Source organism: Pedobacter glucosidilyticus (assembly GCF_002483235.1).
GTDB classification, from domain to species: Bacteria; Bacteroidota; Bacteroidia; order Sphingobacteriales; family Sphingobacteriaceae; genus Pseudopedobacter; species Pseudopedobacter glucosidilyticum_B.
This window is the reverse complement of the sequence record NZ_DLHN01000001.1, coordinates 1-20,325: the sequence shown is the minus strand read 5'-3', so window position 1 is coordinate 20,325 and position 20,325 is coordinate 1. Positions and strand designations below refer to the sequence as shown.

Sequence of the window (20,325 nt, the reverse complement as noted above, 5' to 3'; positions counted from 1 at the left end):
GGTAATTTAATAGGCACTATTTATCCCTTTTTTGAAAACATTTCAACGATTTTGATAATTAATCATCCAGCTAATTCCAAATTTATCTTTAAACTCCGCAAAATAAGCCCCAAAAAACATATCTGCAAGTGGCATAGAAACATTTCCGCCATCAGAAAGCTCATCAAACAATCTTTTAGCTTCGGCTCTTGTTTCGGGTTCTAAACAGATATACATATTATTTCCGGATGTTAATGTAAAACCCATTTCTTGCGGCGCATCTGTTGCCATAAGGATGTGTCCTCCTAAAATGGGTAACTCAACATGTAAAACCATTTTTTTAATTTCTTCCGCAACAGGCGGCTGTCCTGCCTCTGCGGGGATGTCTCCAAAACGCTTGATACCATTGATGAAATCTGTTTTAAAAACTGATTTATAAAAGTTAAAGGCTTCTTCTGTTTGTCCCGCAAAATTTAGATAAGTTGTTGTTCTGGCTCTGTTAATAGGTTTATTTTCTTTTCTTAATTGAAACTTGGCTTTAAGATATTGGTCAAGGTTTTCAAGAGCCATTGTAAAGCCTTGTTCAAAGCCCATTTCAATAACTTTTTCTAAATCTGATAACTTCTCGTAAGTGGCCGTAATGTTTACCATTGTTTTATCATCAGCCTCTGTAAATACATTTGTCCAGTTTGTTCTAGGCATTTCTGTATTTACATAACCATTTTCATCGCAAAAAGCATCTAAACCCGCAAACATTTCATGTTGTACTATTTTGTAATAATCATTTTTACACCAATGCTTTTCATTTTCCGGACTCACCATAGCATATAACCACATACCTCCCTCTCTAAAATCCATTGATTTGGTTTCAGTACGATAAGGTTTAGGTGCCCACCATTGGTCAAGAATTTCTGGATTAGTCCACGCTTCCCACACCAATGGTAGATTAGCATCAAATTCACGTTGTATATTAACCGTATTGGTTTCTTTGTTTACAATAAAGTCAAATTTTAATAAGCTGTTCATTTTCTTTCATTTTTAATTGTTGATAATAAATGGTCAAGTTGTTTAAATTTACTTTCCCAAATTCTTCTGAATTGTTCTAACCATATATCAATTTCTTTCATTTTATCGATTTCTAGTGAGTAGTAAATTTCTCTACCTTGATGTTCTTGTTTTACAAGCTCGCACTCTGTTAAAATCTTAAGATGTTTGGAAACAGCTTGTCTGGTAGAATCAAAGTGTTCGGCAATAGCATTGGGTGTCATTGCCTGTAAAGCAATTAGGGTGATAATTGCCCGTCTGGTAGGGTCTGCAATAGCCTGAAAAACATCTCTACGCATCTTATATAGTCTTGTAAACCATTAATACCACACCACAATCAAACGGCTTAGAAAACGTTAAATCCAATTTTTGGGATGTTTCCACATCCTGAAAAATGGGTAAGCCTTTGCCAAGTATAGCCGGATTTACGAATAAATGTAATTCGTCAATTAATTTTTCTTTAATCAATGAGGAAACAAATTTAGCCCCACCATACACGATGATGTCATGACCGGGTTGTTGCTTTAGCAGGTTAATTCTTTTAACAAAATCTCCATTTTCTACCTCTGTATAATCCCATTCAGATTTTAATAAGGAACTGCTAAAAACGATTTTAGGTGTTTCTGAATATTTAATCCCTGCTTCTTGTTCCGGATGATGCTCATCTTTTGCTACTAAAGCCCAATGTGGTATAAAACCCATTGCTAAATTTTTTCCGAGCAAAATCATATCAACCGGTTTGGTGATTTCGTCTACATATTCTTTAATATCATCAGTCCAATTGGATGTTATCCAATCCATTTCTCCATTAGGTCCTGAGATAAATCCATCAATGGATGTTTGTACTTGTAATTTTAATTTTCGCATTGTTATGAAACTTTAATTATGAAACTAATCAGTTGCAAATATATATGCAACTTTTCGGTTTCACAAATATTTTACTCATTTTTTATATACTAAATAATCAAAAAGAAAATTATAAAGTCGGAAGTCTGAGGTTAATACTATACTGTGGTAAAATAAAAAATTGTAAAAATTTAAAAACAAAACAGCCCAAGGTTTAAACCTTGGGCTGCTACGTTAAAACATTAAAATTCAATTAAGACCCACAAGACAAGCAACCATCTTCCATACTACAACTTGCGCCTTCTACCACAACTTCTGGTGTTTGTACCAAAGGTTCCATTTCTTTGCCAGCCTGACTTTCTACCGAAAACTTAACTGCTTGTGTAGCAGCTTGTGTTCTCAAATAATACATTCCTGTTTTTAAGCCTTTTTTCCAGCTATAGAAATGCATAGAGGTTAATTTTGCGGCGGTTGGAGTGCTAATAAATAAGTTTAAAGACTGAGATTGACAAATAAATGCTCCTCTATCGGCAGCCATATCAATCACGTTTCTCATCTTAATTTCCCAAACTGTTTTATATAAATCTTTGATATGTTGTGGTATAGACTGTATATCTTGTACCGAGCCATTGGCTAAAATAATAGCATCTTTCATTTTACTATTCCAAAGATTTAGCTCTACTAAATCTTTTAATAAGTGCTTATTTACAACTACAAATTCTCCACTTAACACCCTTCTGGTGTAGATATTTGAGGTGTAAGGCTCAAAACACTCGTTATTTCCTAGAATTTGCGAGGTTGATGCTGTTGGCATTGGCGCCATTAACAAAGAGTTTCTTACCCCTGTTTTTACCACTCTTTTTCTTAAAGCTTCCCAATCCCAACGGTTACTTTCTAGCTGCACTCCCCATAAATCAAACTGAAACTGTCCTTTAGAAAGTGGCGAACCTTTAAAAGTTTCATAAGGTCCTTCTTTCTCTGCTAAATCAGCCGAAGCTGTCATCGCAGCAAAATAGATGGTTTCAAAAATATCTTTATTCAACTGTTTTGCCTCATCACTCTCAAAAGGCATTTTTAACAGAATAAAAGCATCGGCCAAACCTTGTACACCCAAACCAATTGGTCTGTGGCGCATATTAGAATTTTTAGCCTCTTCTACCGGATAGTAATTATTATCTATAATTCTATTTAGGTTTAAAGTTGCCTGATAACTTACTTCATAAAGCTTCTGGTGGTTAAAAGTACCATCTACAACATAACGAGGCAAAGAAAGTGAAGCTAAATTACAAACTGCAACTTCATCTGGAGAGGTATACTCAATAATCTCGGTACATAAATTAGAGCTTTTTATAGTACCTAAATTTTGTTGATTTGATTTCTGATTGGCAGCATCCTTATACAATAAATATGGCGTACCTGTTTCTATCTGCGAATCAAGAATGGCAAACCACAACTCTTGTGCTTTGATGGTTTTTCTAGCTCTTCCTTCTTGCTCATATTGCTGATATAATGCTTCAAACTCGGCACCAAAACAGTCGGCTAAGCCTGGTGCTTCATGAGGACAAAACAAACTCCAATCGCCATTGGCCTCTACCCTTTTCATAAATAAATCAGACATCCAAAGGGCATAAAACAAATCTCTAGCTCTGTTTTCTTCCTTACCGTGATTTTTCTTTAAATCAAGAAAATCAAAAATATCTGCATGCCAAGGCTCTAGATAAATAGCAAAAGCACCTTTTCTTTTACCACCACCTTGGTCTACATAACGGGCTGTATCGTTAAATACTTTCAGCATTGGAACAATACCATTACTGGTTCCGTTGGTACCGCTGATGTACGATCCCGTTGCCCTAACATTATGGATGCTTAAACCAATACCTCCGGCACTTTGTGAAATCTTGGCAGTTTGCATTAAAGTGCTGTAAATACCTTCAATACTATCATCTTTCATGGCTACCAAGAAACAGCTAGACATTTGTGGTTTTGGCGTACCCGCATTAAATAAAGTTGGCGTAGCATGGATAAACCAACGCTCGCTCATGAGTTCATAAGTTTTAATAGCGCTAGCTAAATCATGTTTATGAATACCTACTGCAACACGCATAAATAAATGCTGAGGACGCTCTACAATACGACCATTAAGTTTTAGCAAGTAAGAGCGCTCTAAAGTTTTAAACCCAAAATAATCGAAGCTAAAATCTCTGTCGTAAATGATGGTGCTATCTAAAATTTCAGCGTTTTCTTTTATCACCTCCCAAACATCATCAGCAATTAAAGAGGCTGGCTTAGAAGTTTTTGGGTCTTTATATTCATGCAATAACCGCATGGTTTCTGAGAAAGACTTAATGGTATTTTTATGTAGGTTAGAAACCGCAATGCGTGAAGCTAAAATGGCATAATCTGGATGACGCGTAGTTAAAGAAGCCGCTGTTTCTGCCGCCAAGTTATCTAGTTCTGATGTTGTTACGCCATCATATAAACCATCAATTACTTTTTTTGCAACTTCTACAGGATCAACAAAATCTGCATTTAAGCTGTAGCTGAGTTTCTCTATTCTTGAGGTTATTTTATCAAATTTTACGGATTCTGTTCTTCCGTCTCTTTTTATTACGAACATTCTTTTTTAGTTTGTTAGTTAGATTGTTAGGTGATTAGGTTTTAGTTGGTTAGATTGTTAGGTGGTTAGTTGGGAGCTTAAAACCTAACTAAGCAACTACCCGATAATTCATCGGGACTAACCATCTATTTAAAAATCTTCTTCTAATGAAAACGCCTGGTCTTCTTTGCTGCTTAGTACCCCGCTTTTTTGGTAATCGCCAACACGTTTTTCAAAGAAATTGGTTTTTCCTTGCAGGGATATCATCTCCATAAAATCAAAAGGATTTGAAGCATGATATTTTTTATCATAACCTAATTCTACCAACCATCTATCGGCTACAAACTCAATATATTGCATCATTAAGCGAGCATTCATCCCAATTAGATTGACAGGTAATGCCTCAGAAATAAATTCTTTTTCTATTTCTACAGCTTCAGAAATAATTTCATAAACTTCTTCTTTGCTCAACTTATTTTGAAGCATGCCGTAAAGCAAGCAAGCAAATTCGCAGTGTAAGCCTTCATCTCTTGAAATAAGCTCGTTACTAAAGGTTAAACCTGGCATTAAACCTCTTTTCTTTAACCAAAAAATAGAGCAAAAACTACCGCTAAAGAAAATACCTTCTACGGCAGCAAAAGCTACTAAACGTTGTGCAAAAGTGCCTTTTTCTATCCATCTTAATGCCCATTGCGCTTTCTTTTGTACACATGGAACCGTATCTATGGCATGTAAAAGATGTGTTCTTTCTTTTGGATCCTTGATGTAAGTATCAATTAATAAAGCATAAGTTTCTGAGTGGATATTCTCCATCATGATTTGAAAACCATAAAAGCACCTAGCTTCTGGCACCTGTACTTCGCTCATGAAATTAACAGCTAAGTTTTCATTCACGATACCATCACTAGCAGCAAAAAATGCTAAAATATGGCTAATGAAATGTCTTTCGCCATCGTTTAGGTTTTCCCAATCTTTTTGGTCGGCAGATAAATCTATTTCTTCTGCTGTCCAAAAACTGGCTTCGTGGCGTTTGTACATCTCCCAAATTGCGGGATAATTGATGGGCAGAATCACAAAGCGATCCTTGTTTTCTTTAAGTAATACTTCTTCCTGTTGCATGGTTTTAATTTTTAAATTTTACAAACAGGAATTGACAAAAGACAACATAGACCCTGATAGGTATTGAGGGTTTAGAAGAGCTTTTATCAAAACCTTTTACGTGAAAGTCTTGACAAATCCTACTCGGCAGGTCTCCTGGCTTATCTGTCTACTAAATGCCTTCCCATTTTACTTACAAGCAAAACAGTGACCTGATATTTAGCAAATTTTTGATTTCAAATTTTAGTTGAAAAAACAGAAATACAGTTGCAACGTCAGCCCATGATTTTAACATGGTTCCCTTTTAATACCAAAACAAATTTGGTAACCTGAATAAGTAATGTTAAAGAACTATTTCAAAAGTATGACTAATAAAGCTAGTAAAGGCAATGAAGTTTTAAACAATAAGGAAACTTATTCACAACCTGCCTATAAAAACAAAAAAGCGCCTTTTTGGGGCGCTTCCTTCCTATTCTGAATTACTGATTTTTATTTTTTAAGACCTATTTCTCTTAAACGCTCGTCGAGGTACTCGCCAGCCGTCATATCTGTGTAAGCTTTAGGATTTTCTTCATCAATACAAGAAGTTAAACAAGTTAAATCCATACCTGATTTTGGATGCAAGAAAAACGGTACCGAGTATCTTGAGCTCTTCATCAATTCTCTTGGCGGATTTACTACACGGTGTGTAGTTGACTTTAACTTGTTATTGGTTAAACGTTGCAACATATCACCAACATTAACTACGATATCTTCGCCATGAGCTTTAACTGCAAACCAATCTCCATTTCTGGTTAAAACTTCTAAGCCATCAGCACTAGCGCCAATTAATAAAGTAATCAAATTGATATCTTCATGCGCTCCTGCTCTTACTGCATCCGCAGGTAAAGCATCTGGATTTTCAATCGGAAAATAATGTATAGCTCTTAATATAGAGTTTCCGTTATGTACTTTATCCTCAAAATAATCCTCAGGTAAACCTAAATAAACTGCTATTGCTTTTAAAAGTTGTTTACCTGCATGCTCTAATTTTTTATAAATTTCTTTTGTAACCATATTAAACGCTGGCACTTCTTCTACTGAAACGTTATCTGGATATTCTTCTTTAATAACATCACCATCTTCCACATACTGACCAGTTTGCCAGAACTCTTTTAAATCTGGTGTTTTAGAGTCTTTGGCTTTTTCTCTACCTTTTGAGGTATAGCCGCGTTGCCCTGCAAGCTCCACTTTTTCGTATTTTAATTTGGTTTCTTCGGGTAAACTAAAAAACTCTTTCACTTGTAGGTAAAGGTTATCAATTAGCTCTTTACTTAAGCCGTGATTGGTGATGGTAACAAAACCCGTATCGTTAAAAGCTTTGCCAATATCATCAGAAAACTGCTTCTTCTGAGCTGCCGTACCATACAGATAATCGTTTAAATCTAAACGCGGTATATTTATTGATGTAGCCATGTTAGTGTTTTTTGTGTGATAACAAATGTAAGTTCAAAATGTGGATAAACCTATATCTACAACAAATACAACTATACAAAACTTTGATAATCATTTGTTTGAGTTTTCCACATTTTTATAAAGGTAATTAATTTTTCAAATTATATATGAAAGAAATTTTTGAATGGGACAGGGTTTTCATGAATGATTTACCTTACGTGTTTTTACTTGAGGTCTTATTCAGATGCCTGGTGATGTTTATAGTTGTACTTATTGCACTTAAACTTACAGGCAAAAGAGGGATTAAGCAACTTTCTATTTTTGAACTGGTTATTATTATTACTTTGGGCTCTGCAGCTGGCGACCCTATGTTCTATGAAGATGTAGGCTTAATACCTGCCATTACTGTATTTATTTGTGTACTTGCCTTTTACAGAGCCATTACCTGGGCTTTAAAATTTAAAAAATTTGAACACTGGATAGAAGGTAAACCTGTTACGTTAATTGTTGACGGAGAATTTGTTAAACAAAGAATGGAGAAAGAAGATATTGCTGTAGATGAATTTTATGCAGAATTAAGAATGGAGCATGTTGACCACCTAGGACAAGTGAAATTGGCTATTTTGGAAGTTTCTGGAGAGATTAGCGTATTTTTTAATGCTGATGAAGAGGTAAAATATGGACTCCCTATTTTGCCTCACGAAATTAGAACTCCGTTAAAAAAAATCGCAGAAAACGGCATGTATGCTTGTAACACTTGCGGCAAAGTTTATCAGCTTACCATTTGCGAAGAAGCAACCTGTTCTAACTGCCACAAAAAACATTGGATAAGAGCCAGAAATAATCTTAGAATTTCTTAGGTTAAGTAAACACCATCAGGCTCATTATTTTCATCTAACACTACCTCAATATGCTCTTTTAAGACTGTAGAGAGTTGTAAGCCAACAAAATCTGTAGCTACCGGGAATAGTTTATGACTTCTATCTATTAAAACTACAGACCTTAATTTTTTTAAGGGGATATTTAAAAATACGCCTAAACCATAAGCGATTGTTCTGCCGCTGTTTAAAACATCGTCAACTAAAACAATGACTTTATTTTGGCAAGCTTCTATAGGAATATTGATAGAGGATTCTAGCTTAGAGCTCTCTTTATTAAGCTCTATTTCTGCCAAGGTAATCTTAAAATGAGCTATTTCCTTTAATACTTTTTCTAATCTTAAAGCAAACCTATAACCTCTAGATACCACACCTGCAAGAATAATTTCTTGTTCTTCTATATTGTCTTCTAAAATTTGATAAGCAATACGGTTAATTTTCTGCTGTATTTGCGTATGATTAAGAATAAGTAATCGCTTAGTTGGCATAGCTGCTATTTTTGGCTCAAATTAACTAATTCTGTTTAAACCTTTAATGTTTTTTAAAAATTAATGTAACTAACGATGCTATGGTAGCGTCTAAGTTTTAAAAGGTTTACAAATTTGTCTTAATAAATTTTTAGTGTGTGTGTTAATGCTAAGAGGTTGTCAATAATCGAATCCACTTTATGTGGCTGGTTTCAATTGTCATCCTGAGCAGAGTCGAAACATAAATTAGGCTTCGACTCCGCTCAGCCTGACACGAATTATTTGATTTGACAGCCTCTTTTCTTTTAATAAGGATAATAAACAAAGTTTGCTCCTTCTGGCACTACTACAAACACACAAGCATAGTCATCGGCATTTTTATAGCTACTTAAAAAGGCGTCTTTCTTAGTTTCCTGAATAATACCTCTTTCTATAAACTCTTCTAAAGTTGAAGCTTGTATCGTCCAATCTGTAGCTAATTCTGCCCTATCTAAAATAATTTCACCAATATGAACCTCATGCTGGTGAGCAATAAATATAGGATAGGCTGATAAGCCTTCTACCATAATTTCTATGGCAACTTCCCTAATGGCATCTTTATAATTTGCTAAATCTTTTTTTAAAGAAAGTAAAGGACTTTCCTGAGGCTTCTGATTTTCCCCAGCAGCCGGATTCCCCATTAAATCTTCTTGATTCATTTTTTCAATTCTAATAAAACCACATTTTCTACATGTTGTGTTTGAGGGAACATATCCACAGGTTTAATTCTGCTTACTTCATATTTCTCTTTCAAACGCACTAAATCTCTGGCTTGTGTTGCCGCATTACAGCTTACATATACAATTTTATCAGCCTCCATTTCCATTAAACGCTCTACTACATCCGGGTGCATTCCTGCTCTTGGAGGGTCTGTAATCACCACATCAGGTTTGCCATGTTGGGCTATAAAATCGGCATTTAAAACATCTTTCATATCGCCAGCATAAAACTTCGTATTGTTTATCCCATTGATTTGTGAGTTTACCTTTGCATCTTCTATAGCCGTTGGCACATACTCTACCCCAACAACTTCTTTAGCATGCTTAGCTACAAAGTTGGCGATAGTGCCTGTACCAGTATACAAATCGTAAACCAATTCTTTACCTGTTAAACCAGCAAATTCTCTGGTGATTTTATACAATTCGTAAGCTTGTAAAGAATTAGTTTGATAGAATGATTTAGGTCCGATTCTGAATTTCAAACCTTCCATTTCTTCATAAATGAAAGGTTGGCCGTGGTATAATAAAATATCCTGATCAAAAATGGTATCGTTTTTCTTTTGGTTGATGATATACATAAGCGAGTTTACCTGAGGGAAACTTATCTTTACAAAATCCATCAAAAGCTCTACTTGTCCTTCTTCCGGATAGGCAAAAACCACAACAATCATGAGCTCTCCTGTAGATGAAGTTCTGATGATTAAATTTCTTAATGCCCCTTCATGAGCTCTTAAATCATAAAAAGAAATTTGATTGGCTAAAGCAAAATCGCGGACGCTGTTTCTGATTTCATTAGAAGGAGAAGCCTGAAGCCAGCAATGCTGAACATCTAATATCTTATCAAAGCGGAGCGGCACATGAAAACCTAAGGCATTCATTTCCATAGCTTCGCCAGAAGCAACATCTTCTTGGGTTAACCATCTTTTATTAGAAAAAGTATACTCTAATTTATTACGGTAATAAGTAGTTGCTGCCGATGCTAAAATGGACTCGGTATGTGCAACATCTAAACCTGCGAGCCTTTGCAGAGCATCAGTAACAGATTTTTGCTTGTATTTTAATTGTGCGTTGTAATCCATGTGCTGCCATTTGCAGCCTCCACAAGTTCCAAAATGTATGCAAAACGGCTCAACCCTATCTGCAGATGGTTGGTGCAGGGTATGCACCTTAGCTTCTGCAAATTTTTTCTTCTTTTTATAAACTGCAGCATCTACAATATCGCCTGGGATAGCTTTTTCTATAAAAACCACCAAATCCTGATGTCTTGCTACACCTTTGCCTTCTTCTGCAATATCAAAAACTTCTAATTGCTCAAATATTTTTTGTTCGCCCAAAACTTTATGCTGTTTAAGCTGGCAAAATTAAGGTTTTAAAAAGATTATTCAGCATGAATAAATTTATCAATACTCTAGGCATTAGCCAAAGCCCTATCCAAATGTACGTAACCGCCATCTACATGAATCAGCTGGCCGGTTGTATGACTAGATTTTTCTGACAATAAGAATGCTACTGTATTCGCTATTTCTTGTGTGGTTGTCATCCTATTTTCTAAAGGAATATTAGCCGTAATCTCTGCTAATTTTTCTTTAGCGTTGGCTAAGGTTTCTATCCATTTAGCATATTGCGGAGTCCAACACTCAGCAACAATAACAGCATTAACCCTAATACCATATTTGAGCAACTCAACAGCCCATTCGCGGGTTAAAGCATTTCTTCCCCCATTAGCTGCGGCATAACCAGAAGTATTACCTTGACCGGTTTCTGCTGTTTTAGAGCTGATATTAACAATACCGCCTTTAGATGCTTTTAAATAAGGTAAAGCATGATGGGCCAATAGATAATAATGCACTAAGCTATGGTGTAAACTTTTCACGAAGCCCTCGTAAGAGCCATTTTCCAGACCTACACCATCATTTAAACCTGCATTATTCACCAAGCCATCTATCCTACCAAAAGCTTTTATAATTGTATTTATAGCTTCTTCACAGGCGGTAGGATCTGACAATTCTGCTTGCACACAAAATGCTTGTCCTCCTGCTTTAGCAATATCATCTGCTAATGATTGATTATCAGCTTGGTTTCTTCCTAAGATAACCGGGATAGCACCTTCTTGAGCTAAAACTCTACATACTCCCTCACCTATACCTTTGGCTCCGCCAGATACAACAATAACTTTATCTTTTAATCCTAAATCCATAATGCTTAGCCTTGATACGCCTTAACATGCTGCTTAGAAGTTCCTAAGCCATCTATACCCAACTCTACTACATCTCCTGGTTTTAAATATACCGGCGGATTAAAGCCTAAACCAACACCATGTGGCGTTCCTGTTGAGATGATATCTCCAGGCAATAAAGTCATGAAATGGCTTAAATAACTTACCAGTTTTGGTAGGTTAAAAATCAAATCATCGGTATTTCCGTCTTGGAATATTTTATCGTTTACTTTTAACCAAAGTCTTAGGTTGTTTACATCAGCTATCTCGTCTTTTGTAGCTAACCATGGGCCAATAGGGGCAAAAGTATCACAACCTTTACCTTTATCCCAAGTACCACCACGCTCTAATTGAAACTCACGCTCGCTAACATCATTATGTAAACAATAGCCTGCGATATAATCCATCGCATCTGCTTCTTCTACATAGCTTGCTTTTTTACCAATTACAAAAGCCAATTCTACTTCCCAATCTGTTTTAACGGAGTTTTTAGGGATGATGATATCATCATTTGGACCAACTAAAGCCGTGGTAGATTTAAAAAATAAAATAGGCTCTGCCGGGATAGGTGCATTTGTTTCTTTAGCGTGTTTAGCATAGTTTAAACCAATACAAACTATTTTTGATGGTCTAGCAACAGGAGAACCTAATCTTTCTGATGCAGAAACCTCTGGCAGCTTGCCTTCATTTTCTTTCAAAAAGGCAGCTAATCTGTTCAAACCATCGTTTTCAAAAAATGCCTCGTTATAATCTTCACCAAATGCAGATGTATCATATCTTTTATCATTAATAATAACACCTGTTTTTTCTTTTCCTGCTTGTCCGTATCTTATTAATTTCATTTCAATTGTATTTATTAAGTTCTTCTTTAATGAAGCTTTAGTTTATTTAGTTATTTAATTTTATAAATCCACCGTCTATAGGATAATCATTACCAGTAATAAAACCAGCTTCATCACTACATAAGTATAATGCTAATGTAGCAATTTCATCCACACTACCCATTCTGCCTATAGGCTGAGATTTAGATAATTTCTCGAACATTTCTTGTTCTTTGCCCGGATAATTTTTTGCTATAAAGCCATCTACAAAAGGCGTGTGTACCCTTGCCGGAGATATAGAGTTACATCTGATATTTTGATGAAGAAAGTCTTTAGCAACGCTTAAAGTCATGGCAAAAACAGCTCCTTTACTCATGCTATAGGCAAATCTGTCATTTATACCTACATAAGCAGCAATAGAAGCAACATTTAAAATAACACCTTGCTGCGCTCTAATAAAATAAGGTAAAGCCTCATGCAAACAGTTGTAAGTTCCTTTTACGTTTACTTGATAAACGCGATCAAAATCTGCCTCGCTGGTATTAACTACATTGCCAACATGTGCTATTCCGGCACAATTAACCAGAATATTCATGTTACCGATTTTTTCAAATACAGATTTAACAACTTGCTGATGGGTAACATCACAAACAAATGCAAATGCTTCTCCACCATCTTCCTGAATACGAGAAACAGTGCTGTTGGCTTGCTCCTGATTAACATCTAAAACATAAACTTTAGCCCCTTGCCTTGCAAAAGTTATTGCTATAGCTTGCCCAATACCGCTTCCTGCTCCTGTTACAACGGCTGATTTACCTTCTAATGAAAACACTTTTCTTTATTTTAATGATTACAATTATATAAACTTATAAACTCACGCCTCTTTTCCAAGGGATAAAATCGTCTTGATTTAAGAGAACGGCCTTTGGTGTAATTTCGCCACTTGCAGCTTTGATACAATATTCTAAAATCTCTTCTCCCATTTCTGCAATGCTCTTTTCACCTCTGATGATAGCTCCAGTATCAATATCAATAATATCAGACATTCTTAAAGCTAAACCAGAGTTGGTAGCCACTTTGATAACCGGACAAACCGGATTACCTGTTGGTGTACCCAAACCTGTAGTAAATAAAATTAAGGTTGCCCCGCTAGCTGCTTTTCCTGTAGTAGCCTCAACATCATTACCCGGTGTACAAACTAAATTTAAACCTGGTTTTACGGCTGGTTCTGTATAATCTAAAACATCTACTACAGGTGCTGTACCTCCTTTTTTGGCTGCCCCAGTACTTTTTATAGCATCGGTAATTAAACCATCTTTAATATTTCCTGGCGATGGATTCATGTGAAAGCCCGAGCCTACTGCATGTGCTTGGGCATCATAAGTTTGCATTAAATGGATAAACTTTTCTGCAATTTCTTTCCCTTGGCATCTGTCTATCATGTTCTGCTCTGCACCACACAGTTCTGGAAACTCTGCCAACAGAACTTTAGCTCCTAGAGCTACCAATAAATCTGCGGTATAACCAACCGCAGGATTGGCAGAAATTCCGCTAAAACCATCGCTACCGCCACATTTAACCCCTACTGTTAAAGCTGATAAAGGTGCTGGCTTTCTTCCAATTTTATTAATTTCAACCAATTGAGAGAAAGTTTGCTGTATCGCATCTTTGATCAATTGCTCCTCGCTTTTACTTTGTTGTTGCTCAAAAACCAATAAAGGTTTATTAAAATTTGGATTGTATTGCTTTAAATCATCCAAAAAGTTTTGCGTTTGCAGATGCTGGCAGCCCAAACTTAGAACAGTTACGCCCGCAACATTGGGATGATTGGCATAAGATGCTAATAACTTACTGAGCAGCTCTGCATCTTGTCTTGTACCACCACAACCACCTTGGTGATTGAGGAATTTTATCCCATCAACATTTTTAAATAAACGTTCTGTGGGTTGTACGGCATTTAATTCTAGCGATAAGTTTTGGATATCTTTACCTGCTTCTACAGCTTCTCTCAATGCCTTTGCATACAGTTTATACTTATCGGTGACAGCATAACCTAAACTATGATGTAAGGCTTCTTTAATCACATCTAGATTTCTGTTCTCACAAAATACTGTCGGAATAAACAGCCAATAATTTGCTGTACCTACACGTCCATCCTCACGATGATAACCTAAAAAAGTCTTATCAATATATTTGCTTACATCTGGTTTTTCCCATTGGTAGTCGACCTCCCTATAAGCATAATCTTCTGCTGCATGTTTAAGATTGTTTACAGTCATTAAATCTCCTTCATTTACAGACATCTGAATTTTCCCTACCAAAACCCCATACATGATGACCTCATCACCGGGCTGCATGGCATTTAAGTAAAATTTATGCTTAGCCGGAATATCCTCTTTAAGGGTTAAAACCTTACCGTTAAAATCTACCGTTAAACCTTTTTCTAAATCTTGCAGCGCTACCAGCACATTATCCTGTGAATGAAGCTGTAAATACTTCTTGCTCATATTATTTTAAATCAAAAATCTTATCCATTAAAACCCATTTTTCACCTTCTTTTGCAAAAGGTAAAGGCTGTTGAAAATCCCACATGAGGGTTTCCCATTCTTGTACTTTAGCGTTCTGCGCATCAGCTTTTGACTTTTTATCAAAAGAAAAATTATCGTCAACCTCCATCACCATCAATAACCTGTTTCCGGTTCTATAAATTTCCATATCTCTGATACCTGATGAAATGATACTAAAAGTAACCGCAGGCGGAACTTTTTTATGCCATGCTTCATACTCGGCAATTAACTTAGGATCGTCTTTTAAATCAAGTGCTAAACAATATCTTTTCATTTTTTTACGGTTGAAACTTTATGACCATGAACAGCAAATATTAAAACTACAAAAAAGCAAAAGGAAGGAACTATATAACCTAATTGGATATTGCTATATAAATCACTTACATGTCCAAAAATGAGCGGTAGAATGGCTCCACCCACAATAGACATGATAATGAAACTGCTTCCTAGCTTGGTATCTTCTCCTAACTCTTTTATCCCTAAAGAGAAAATAGTTGGGAACATGATTGACATAAAAAATGCAATGCCGATAACGATATAAATAGATGCTAAACCTGTAATATACATGGCTAAAACACTTAAAATCATACATAATATAGCATAAATAGCTAGTAAAACAGGAGGCTTCACAAATTTCATGAAGAAAGTACCAACAAAACGCCCTATCATGAAGGCCATTCCTACTCCAAAACCAGCGTATTCTGCTGCTTTCATTTCAGAAATTCCGGTTGCATGTGTAGCGTAAAGAATAAAGAAACTGAAAACGCAAACTTGCGCACCAACATAGAAAAATTGAGCTGCAATAGCCCAGTTTAAATGCTTATGCCTAAAAACAGTTAAAGATGAACCAGAAGTACTTTTTTCCTCTTCTTTAATTTCTGGAAGTTTCATGAAAAAGAAAATAACAGCCACCACTAAAATAACAGAGCCTAATATAAAATAAGGCATTTTAACGGTTGCTGCTTCTGCTGCAAGGGCCAACTCTCTGGCTTGTGGTGCCATTAAAGCTAATTTTTCTTCAGGCAAGCCTTCTGTTAAAATGATTCTTGCCCCAATGATAGGCGCTAAAGTAGCCGCCAAGCCATTAAAAGATTGCGCCAAATTTAAACGCTGTGTAGCTTTTTCTGGCGGCCCTAATAAGGAAGCATAAGGATTAGCTGCTGTTTCTAAGATGGTTAAGCCACATGCAATGATAAAAAGTGCTACCAGAAAAAAAGTATAAGATTGCAGGTTTGCCGATGGAATGAACAAATAAGAACCTATAGCAAATAACATTAAACCTAAAATGATACCTGCTTTATACCCTTTTTTCTTAAGTAAAAATCCTGCTGGCAAAGCCACAACGAAGTAAGCTATAAATACAGCCGAATCTACCAATGAAGCCTGTAGAGTGGTTAAACTGAAAGCTCTTTTTAAATGTGGTATTAAAATAGGATCTAAATTGTGAACAAAGCCCCACATGAAAAACAAAATTGTTATCATGATGAAGGCAAAGTTTGTTGAGCCCTTTGTTGGTGTAGTCATTTAATTTGGTTTAATAATAATTGAGAATCCAAATTAAATAAACTTATTTTTATAAAACAAAAATTTTATATTATGGAATTAATAGCTAGTTTTGATTTCATGATACAAGTTATAAACCGGGCTATAGACATTATAGAATATGTGGCTAATAACCCTAAAGAGCCTAAATTAATGGGGCACATTGCTGCTGACTTAAGTTTAAATACGGCAACTTGTGCTAATATTGTTAAGACTTTAGTAGACCGTGGCTTTTTAAAAAAAGCCGATAAAGAAAAAGGCTATTTGCTTGGAGATAATTTTACAGAAATTGCCAGTGGTTCTTTTGGCTACAAACAACTACTAGAGCGAGCTGAACCTCAATTATTGCTTGCCCAAAAAACACTTCAAGAAAATTGCTTGATAGCTGTATTGAAAGAAAATAAACGTATTATTTTAAAACATCATATTGCCAACCAACTGATACAGGCTACCACTGCCGATGAAAAAAATGCTTATGATGCCTCTACTGGCAGGTTATTAGTTGCCATGCTTCCTGATCAAGAACTAGCCCAATACATCAAACGCTTTGGTTTGCCCGATAAATCTATTTGGCCAGAAGCTTCTTCCAGAACACAATTGCTTGAGCAAATTGCTATCATTAAAAAGCAGGGTTATGTTTTAATTGAAGATAGTGTACAAGTTATTGGTATAGGAACGCCTATTTACCAAAACGGAAAAGCTGTTGCAGGCTTTAGTATTTATATGCCAGCATTTAGGTTTAATCATGAAATTAAAGAATTGATGATAAAAACTGCTTTGGAAGCTGCTCGACGTATTTCTACTATGTAGTTTGCTTACAAAGCTTATTGCCAGCGTAAAATTGATTTAAAATCTGATATGGATACTAAATTTTTCTGCCGAATAACTAGCAAAAACCAATATCATGAACACGCCATTTAACTATTTAAACTTCTGTAATAAGCCAAACTTTCTATCATCAAATCTTTAGAAACTACTTGATTATATAAACAGTTTCCTATTTTATTTGGCAAAGAGAAATTGATATTACCAGCGCTGTTCTTTTTATCATGTTGCATAATGGCTAATAAATCATTTTCGATACCTTCTTTAAGCTTGTATTTTGGAAAGAATTTTAATATATCTTGAACGATGGTTTTAAAATCTTCTTCTTCTAAGATACCTGTCATGTGCGCTAAATACGATTCGCATATCATCCCTACAGCGATGGCTTCGCCGTGTAAAAGTGGACTGCTATCATGCGCTAAAGACCAAGATTCTACTGCATGCCCAATGGTATGACCAAAGTTTAAGATTTTTCTCAAACCTTTTTCAAAAGGATCTTCTAAAACAACTTTATTTTTAATTGCTACGGATGCATGTATTTGCGCTGTGCTGATGTCTTTTGCATGGGCCAAGCTGATGATATCCTGATAATAAGCGGCATCAGCGATGATACCATGTTTGATAACTTCTGCAAAACCAGAGATGATTTGTCTTTCTGGTAAAGTTTTCAAAAAATCAGCACAAATGATTACTGCCTGTGGCAAGGCAAAAGTACCTATGATGTTTTTTACATTCTCTATATCGATACCTGTTTTACCTCCAACAGAGGCATCCACCTGAGAGAGTAAAGTGGTAGGAATCTGGATAAAATCTATCCCTCTTTTATAAGTTGATGCAGCAAAGCTTCCCATATCGGTAACTACACCACCACCTAAATTTATCACTACGGCATTTCTATCAGCTTCAAAATCCAGCAACATCCTCCAAATACCTATGCAGTAATCAATATTTTTATTTTCTTCGCCGTAAGGGATTTCTATAATATCAAAATTGTCTAAAGCTGGTAGTTTGTCTTGTAAAACTGGTAAACAAAACTGCCCGGTATTTTCATCGGTGATGATAAATACTTTGGAGTAATTGCCTTGCTGAAGAATATCTTGTAAAACTTGTAAGCTATGATCAAAATATACCTGATAGGTACTGCTTTGGATAGGATTCATATAATTTTAATGGTTTTATGATTAAATTTTACGGTATCACCTTTACGCACTTTTAAGCGCTTACGGTAATCGGTAACGCCATTGTATTGTACCAAACCGTCCATCACTACAGCTTGCGCTTCGCCTCCCGAAGAAACTAAGTCAGTTGCTTTTAGAAGCTGTATCAGCGGGATAAACTCGCCTTCTAGTTTAAATTCAATCATTGGTGCAAACTTACAAAAATGAATAACAATTTAGAGGTTTCTTAGTAAACCGTTTCTGCTAAAATATAACTGTAAATTATCTGGGGCAGTCATTAAATAGGTTTGTAACCCTAATTCTTGAGCTGTTTTAAGATGCTGTGGACTATCGTCTATGAATAATGTTTCCTCTGGATTTAGATGGTGAGTATCTAAAACATATTCAAAAATATCTGCATTGGGTTTACGCATCCTCAGTAAATGAGAATAATAATCTTTAACAAAGAAAGACGAATTATCTGTTAAACCAAAATCTGCTTTGAGATACTTCATAATCCACTCATAATGGATCTCGTTATTATTACTTAATAAAAAAGTTGGATACTGAGCTTTAATTTTCAATAGCAAATCATGATTTCCTTCCGGGACACCCAGCAATAAGGTATTCCAGGCATCATCAATTTGCTTATCAGTAAGTGCTGGCTGTTTTGCTTTGCGTCTGATACCATCACGCCACTCGGCTGCTGTGATGTTACCTTTTTCAAACTCATCAAACAACGGATCGTGAGCTTTATGCGCAAAAAATTCTTCAATATTTTGGATGCCTAAATCTATAAAAGCTTGTTGTGTTCTTTTAAAATCTATGTTGAAAATAACGTTACCGTAATCAAAAATAATTGTTTTTACTGCCTTCATGATACATCAAAGGTATTAATCTTTCGTTTGATTATGGATAGATTTTTGTATGAACATTCAAAATCAAAGGATAAAACATGAATCATATACACGAAGAAATGATGAGAAAAGCCATTGCTTTAGCAGAGGACAACCTTAAAAATTTTAATGGTGGACCATTTGGATGCGTGATTGTTAAAAACGGCAAAGTGATAGCATCAGCAGCCAACAGTGTTAATAAAGATAACGACCCTACTGCACATGCGGAGGTTAATGCCATCAGGCTGGCTTGTAAAAATCTTAAACAAGCAGATTTGAAAGGAGCTATTTTATATACCAGTGCCGAACCTTGCCCTATGTGTTTGAGTGCCATTTATTGGGCCAATATTTCAGAAGTTTATTATGGCAATACCCGTACAGATGCTGAATGGGCTGGTTTTGGTGATGAGTTTATTTATGAAGAGTTGAAGCTCTCTATTGCCGAAAGAAAATTATCTTTCAAACGTATTTTACCTGCTGAAAGCATTGTCAGTTTTGAGAAATATCATGAATTGGACGAACAGGATAAAGCAAAAATTAAGAATGGGAGCTTGTAATGCTTTCGTAATGAATATTTTGCAAGTATTTTAAATTTATTTTTTAGAATTCAACGGCAAATTCGTAACATTGCATCCGCAAATCAGTAATGATTTTCAGCACCTATAGCTCAGTTGGTTAGAGTAGAAGACTCATAATCTTTTGGTCCCTGGTTCGAGCCCAGGTGGGTGCACAAAAAAATCCTAAAACCGCTTTTACAACACGTATAAGCGGTTTTTTTGTTCGCAGTTTTAAAGCACTAACAAGTTTAACCGCCATTTGCGAACGATTACCTTAAAAAAACACCCAGATTGTTCAACAGCAAAAACTAAGTAGATGTGTTTGAAATCAATATATTCTGCCCAGAAGAGGAATATATACTTAAACGCTGTTATAAGTTTTCACTTTTTATAACGATATCGTAAATCAATAACAGATGAGATGTGTTTCTTAATTGAGGTATTGAATATTTTAAATTTCGGATTGCCATTTGAAAAGGCAAACCGAAATTTGTGGGTTTAAACCACCTCGCTTGACAAACAAACTATTATTTTGTCATAGCAAACACAGTAAAGCTATCACGATTACTTTGTTCATAGCGAACGTAGTGAAGCTATCCCTTCATGCAGGTTACACCATTATTTTGTCATCGTAAGTTTGTAGAG

The 20,325-nt window shown here is 35.7% G+C and carries 21 protein-coding genes, 1 tRNA gene and 1 riboswitch; of the genes, 4 read left to right on the top strand and 18 right to left on the bottom strand.

The annotated features are described in order from the left end of the window. Positions 1 to 42: 42 nt before the first annotated feature. The 6 genes from B2745_RS16945 to B2745_RS00085 form a co-directional block, all read right to left on the bottom strand. Positions 43 to 1,005, bottom strand: a complete 963-nt coding sequence (locus tag B2745_RS16945; protein ID WP_349681768.1) for an SRPBCC domain-containing protein — start codon at positions 1,003 to 1,005, stop codon at positions 43 to 45. After that, entirely contained in the window at positions 1,002 to 1,322 is a 321-nt protein-coding gene (locus B2745_RS00105; protein WP_304062078.1) for an ArsR/SmtB family transcription factor, read from the bottom strand. The genes B2745_RS16945 and B2745_RS00105 overlap by 4 nt, the downstream gene beginning before the upstream one ends. 1 nt (position 1,323) lies before the next feature. Beyond that, on the bottom strand, positions 1,324 to 1,890 hold the full coding sequence (locus B2745_RS00100; RefSeq protein ID WP_304062075.1) for a dihydrofolate reductase family protein: 567 nt from the start codon (positions 1,888 to 1,890) through the stop codon (positions 1,324 to 1,326). 232 nt (positions 1,891 to 2,122) lie between these two features. After that, positions 2,123 to 4,486: a ribonucleoside-diphosphate reductase subunit alpha gene (locus B2745_RS00095; RefSeq protein WP_304062073.1), complete on the bottom strand. Its 2,364-nt coding sequence runs from the start codon at positions 4,484 to 4,486 to the stop codon at positions 2,123 to 2,125. A gap of 129 nt (positions 4,487 to 4,615) precedes the next feature. Further along, entirely contained in the window at positions 4,616 to 5,584 is a 969-nt protein-coding gene (locus tag B2745_RS00090; RefSeq protein WP_304062070.1) for a ribonucleoside-diphosphate reductase small subunit, read from the bottom strand. Positions 5,585 to 5,692: 108 nt separating this feature from the next. Beyond that, a riboswitch (cobalamin riboswitch) is annotated at positions 5,693 to 5,912 on the bottom strand. A 140-nt stretch (positions 5,913 to 6,052) separates the two neighbouring features. Beyond that, entirely contained in the window at positions 6,053 to 7,018 is a 966-nt protein-coding gene (locus tag B2745_RS00085; protein WP_304062068.1) for an isopenicillin N synthase family dioxygenase, read from the bottom strand. A 146-nt stretch (positions 7,019 to 7,164) separates the two neighbouring features. On the opposite strand from B2745_RS00085, the gene B2745_RS00080 reads away from it, so the two are divergent. Continuing rightward, positions 7,165 to 7,857, top strand: a complete 693-nt coding sequence (locus B2745_RS00080; RefSeq protein ID WP_304062065.1) for a YetF domain-containing protein — start codon at positions 7,165 to 7,167, stop codon at positions 7,855 to 7,857. Here B2745_RS00080 and B2745_RS00075 read toward each other — a convergent pair. The 9 genes from B2745_RS00075 to fucP all read right to left on the bottom strand — a co-directional run bounded on the left by B2745_RS00075 (position 7,854) and on the right by fucP (position 16,227). Next, entirely contained in the window at positions 7,854 to 8,363 is a 510-nt protein-coding gene (locus B2745_RS00075; RefSeq protein ID WP_304062062.1) for a phosphoribosyltransferase family protein, read from the bottom strand. The genes B2745_RS00080 and B2745_RS00075 overlap by 4 nt on opposite strands. Before the next feature lie 284 nt (positions 8,364 to 8,647). Continuing rightward, entirely contained in the window at positions 8,648 to 9,040 is a 393-nt protein-coding gene (locus B2745_RS00070) for a hypothetical protein (RefSeq protein WP_304062060.1), read from the bottom strand. After that, positions 9,037 to 10,434 (bottom strand): 23S rRNA (uracil(1939)-C(5))-methyltransferase RlmD, encoded by a 1,398-nt coding sequence (rlmD, locus tag B2745_RS00065; RefSeq protein WP_304062057.1) that lies wholly within the window; start codon positions 10,432 to 10,434, stop codon positions 9,037 to 9,039. The genes B2745_RS00070 and rlmD overlap by 4 nt, the downstream gene beginning before the upstream one ends. Positions 10,435 to 10,508: 74 nt before the next feature. Continuing rightward, complete coding sequence (locus tag B2745_RS00060) at positions 10,509 to 11,297, bottom strand: SDR family oxidoreductase (RefSeq protein ID WP_304062054.1); 789 nt, start codon at positions 11,295 to 11,297, stop codon at positions 10,509 to 10,511. A gap of 5 nt (positions 11,298 to 11,302) precedes the next feature. Further along, on the bottom strand, positions 11,303 to 12,157 hold the full coding sequence (locus B2745_RS00055) for a fumarylacetoacetate hydrolase family protein (protein ID WP_304062051.1): 855 nt from the start codon (positions 12,155 to 12,157) through the stop codon (positions 11,303 to 11,305). A gap of 46 nt (positions 12,158 to 12,203) precedes the next feature. Then, a complete protein-coding gene (locus B2745_RS00050; RefSeq protein WP_304062050.1) occupies positions 12,204 to 12,968 on the bottom strand; it encodes an SDR family NAD(P)-dependent oxidoreductase in 765 nt (254 codons plus the stop codon). 34 nt (positions 12,969 to 13,002) lie between these two features. After that, positions 13,003 to 14,643: a UxaA family hydrolase gene (locus B2745_RS00045; protein WP_304062048.1), complete on the bottom strand. Its 1,641-nt coding sequence runs from the start codon at positions 14,641 to 14,643 to the stop codon at positions 13,003 to 13,005. A 1-nt stretch (position 14,644) separates the two neighbouring features. Next, the gene (locus B2745_RS00040) at positions 14,645 to 14,977 is read right to left on the bottom strand and encodes an L-rhamnose mutarotase (protein ID WP_026904491.1); all 333 of its coding nucleotides are present in this window, start codon (positions 14,975 to 14,977) and stop codon (positions 14,645 to 14,647) included. Next, entirely contained in the window at positions 14,974 to 16,227 is a 1,254-nt protein-coding gene (gene fucP / locus B2745_RS00035; RefSeq protein ID WP_304062045.1) for an L-fucose:H+ symporter permease, read from the bottom strand. Before fucP ends, B2745_RS00040 begins: the two co-directional genes overlap by 4 nt. A 72-nt stretch (positions 16,228 to 16,299) precedes the next feature. Between fucP and B2745_RS00030 the strand changes: the two genes are divergently transcribed. Then, a complete protein-coding gene (locus tag B2745_RS00030; RefSeq protein WP_304062043.1) occupies positions 16,300 to 17,055 on the top strand; it encodes an IclR family transcriptional regulator in 756 nt (251 codons plus the stop codon). Between the two features lie 107 nt (positions 17,056 to 17,162). Here B2745_RS00030 and aroB read toward each other — a convergent pair whose 3' ends face one another. From aroB to B2745_RS00015, 3 genes are read right to left on the bottom strand one after another with little or no spacing between them, the layout of a single operon-like run. After that, the gene (gene aroB, locus B2745_RS00025; RefSeq protein WP_304062040.1) at positions 17,163 to 18,230 is read right to left on the bottom strand and encodes a 3-dehydroquinate synthase; all 1,068 of its coding nucleotides are present in this window, start codon (positions 18,228 to 18,230) and stop codon (positions 17,163 to 17,165) included. Next, positions 18,227 to 18,433 (bottom strand): RNA-binding S4 domain-containing protein, encoded by a 207-nt coding sequence (locus B2745_RS00020; protein ID WP_304062037.1) that lies wholly within the window; start codon positions 18,431 to 18,433, stop codon positions 18,227 to 18,229. Before B2745_RS00020 ends, aroB begins: the two co-directional genes overlap by 4 nt. A gap of 30 nt (positions 18,434 to 18,463) precedes the next feature. Beyond that, the gene (locus B2745_RS00015) at positions 18,464 to 19,105 is read right to left on the bottom strand and encodes an HAD family hydrolase (RefSeq protein WP_304062036.1); all 642 of its coding nucleotides are present in this window, start codon (positions 19,103 to 19,105) and stop codon (positions 18,464 to 18,466) included. Positions 19,106 to 19,182: 77 nt separating this feature from the next. Between B2745_RS00015 and B2745_RS00010 the strand changes: the two genes are divergently transcribed. Further along, positions 19,183 to 19,680, top strand: a complete 498-nt coding sequence (locus B2745_RS00010; RefSeq protein WP_304062032.1) for a nucleoside deaminase — start codon at positions 19,183 to 19,185, stop codon at positions 19,678 to 19,680. A gap of 99 nt (positions 19,681 to 19,779) precedes the next feature. Next, a tRNA-Ile gene (locus B2745_RS00005) sits at positions 19,780 to 19,853 on the top strand. The last annotated feature ends 472 nt before the right edge of the window (positions 19,854 to 20,325 follow it).

Bases quoted from the DNA above. Each gene is read 5' to 3' on its own strand.
- B2745_RS16945 (WP_349681768.1), bottom strand. From the start codon at position 1,005: ATGAACAGCTTATTAAAATTTGACTTTATTGTAAACAAAGAAACCAAT.
- B2745_RS00105 (WP_304062078.1), bottom strand. From the start codon at position 1,322: ATGCGTAGAGATGTTTTTCAGGCTATTGCAGACCCTACCAGACGGGCA.
- B2745_RS00100 (WP_304062075.1), bottom strand. From the start codon at position 1,890: ATGCGAAAATTAAAATTACAAGTACAAACATCCATTGATGGATTTATC.
- B2745_RS00095 (WP_304062073.1), bottom strand. From the start codon at position 4,486: ATGTTCGTAATAAAAAGAGACGGAAGAACAGAATCCGTAAAATTTGAT.
- B2745_RS00090 (WP_304062070.1), bottom strand. From the start codon at position 5,584: ATGCAACAGGAAGAAGTATTACTTAAAGAAAACAAGGATCGCTTTGTG.
- B2745_RS00085 (WP_304062068.1), bottom strand. From the start codon at position 7,018: ATGGCTACATCAATAAATATACCGCGTTTAGATTTAAACGATTATCTG.
- B2745_RS00080 (WP_304062065.1), top strand. From the start codon at position 7,165: ATGAAAGAAATTTTTGAATGGGACAGGGTTTTCATGAATGATTTACCT.
- B2745_RS00075 (WP_304062062.1), bottom strand. From the start codon at position 8,363: ATGCCAACTAAGCGATTACTTATTCTTAATCATACGCAAATACAGCAG.
- B2745_RS00070 (WP_304062060.1), bottom strand. From the start codon at position 9,040: ATGAATCAAGAAGATTTAATGGGGAATCCGGCTGCTGGGGAAAATCAG.
- B2745_RS00060 (WP_304062054.1), bottom strand. From the start codon at position 11,297: ATGGATTTAGGATTAAAAGATAAAGTTATTGTTGTATCTGGCGGAGCC.
- B2745_RS00055 (WP_304062051.1), bottom strand. From the start codon at position 12,157: ATGAAATTAATAAGATACGGACAAGCAGGAAAAGAAAAAACAGGTGTT.
- B2745_RS00045 (WP_304062048.1), bottom strand. From the start codon at position 14,643: ATGAGCAAGAAGTATTTACAGCTTCATTCACAGGATAATGTGCTGGTA.
- B2745_RS00040 (WP_026904491.1), bottom strand. From the start codon at position 14,977: ATGAAAAGATATTGTTTAGCACTTGATTTAAAAGACGATCCTAAGTTA.
- fucP (WP_304062045.1), bottom strand. From the start codon at position 16,227: ATGACTACACCAACAAAGGGCTCAACAAACTTTGCCTTCATCATGATA.
- B2745_RS00030 (WP_304062043.1), top strand. From the start codon at position 16,300: ATGGAATTAATAGCTAGTTTTGATTTCATGATACAAGTTATAAACCGG.
- aroB (WP_304062040.1), bottom strand. From the start codon at position 18,230: ATGAATCCTATCCAAAGCAGTACCTATCAGGTATATTTTGATCATAGC.
- B2745_RS00020 (WP_304062037.1), bottom strand. From the start codon at position 18,433: ATGATTGAATTTAAACTAGAAGGCGAGTTTATCCCGCTGATACAGCTT.
- B2745_RS00015 (WP_304062036.1), bottom strand. From the start codon at position 19,105: ATGAAGGCAGTAAAAACAATTATTTTTGATTACGGTAACGTTATTTTC.
- B2745_RS00010 (WP_304062032.1), top strand. From the start codon at position 19,183: ATGAATCATATACACGAAGAAATGATGAGAAAAGCCATTGCTTTAGCA.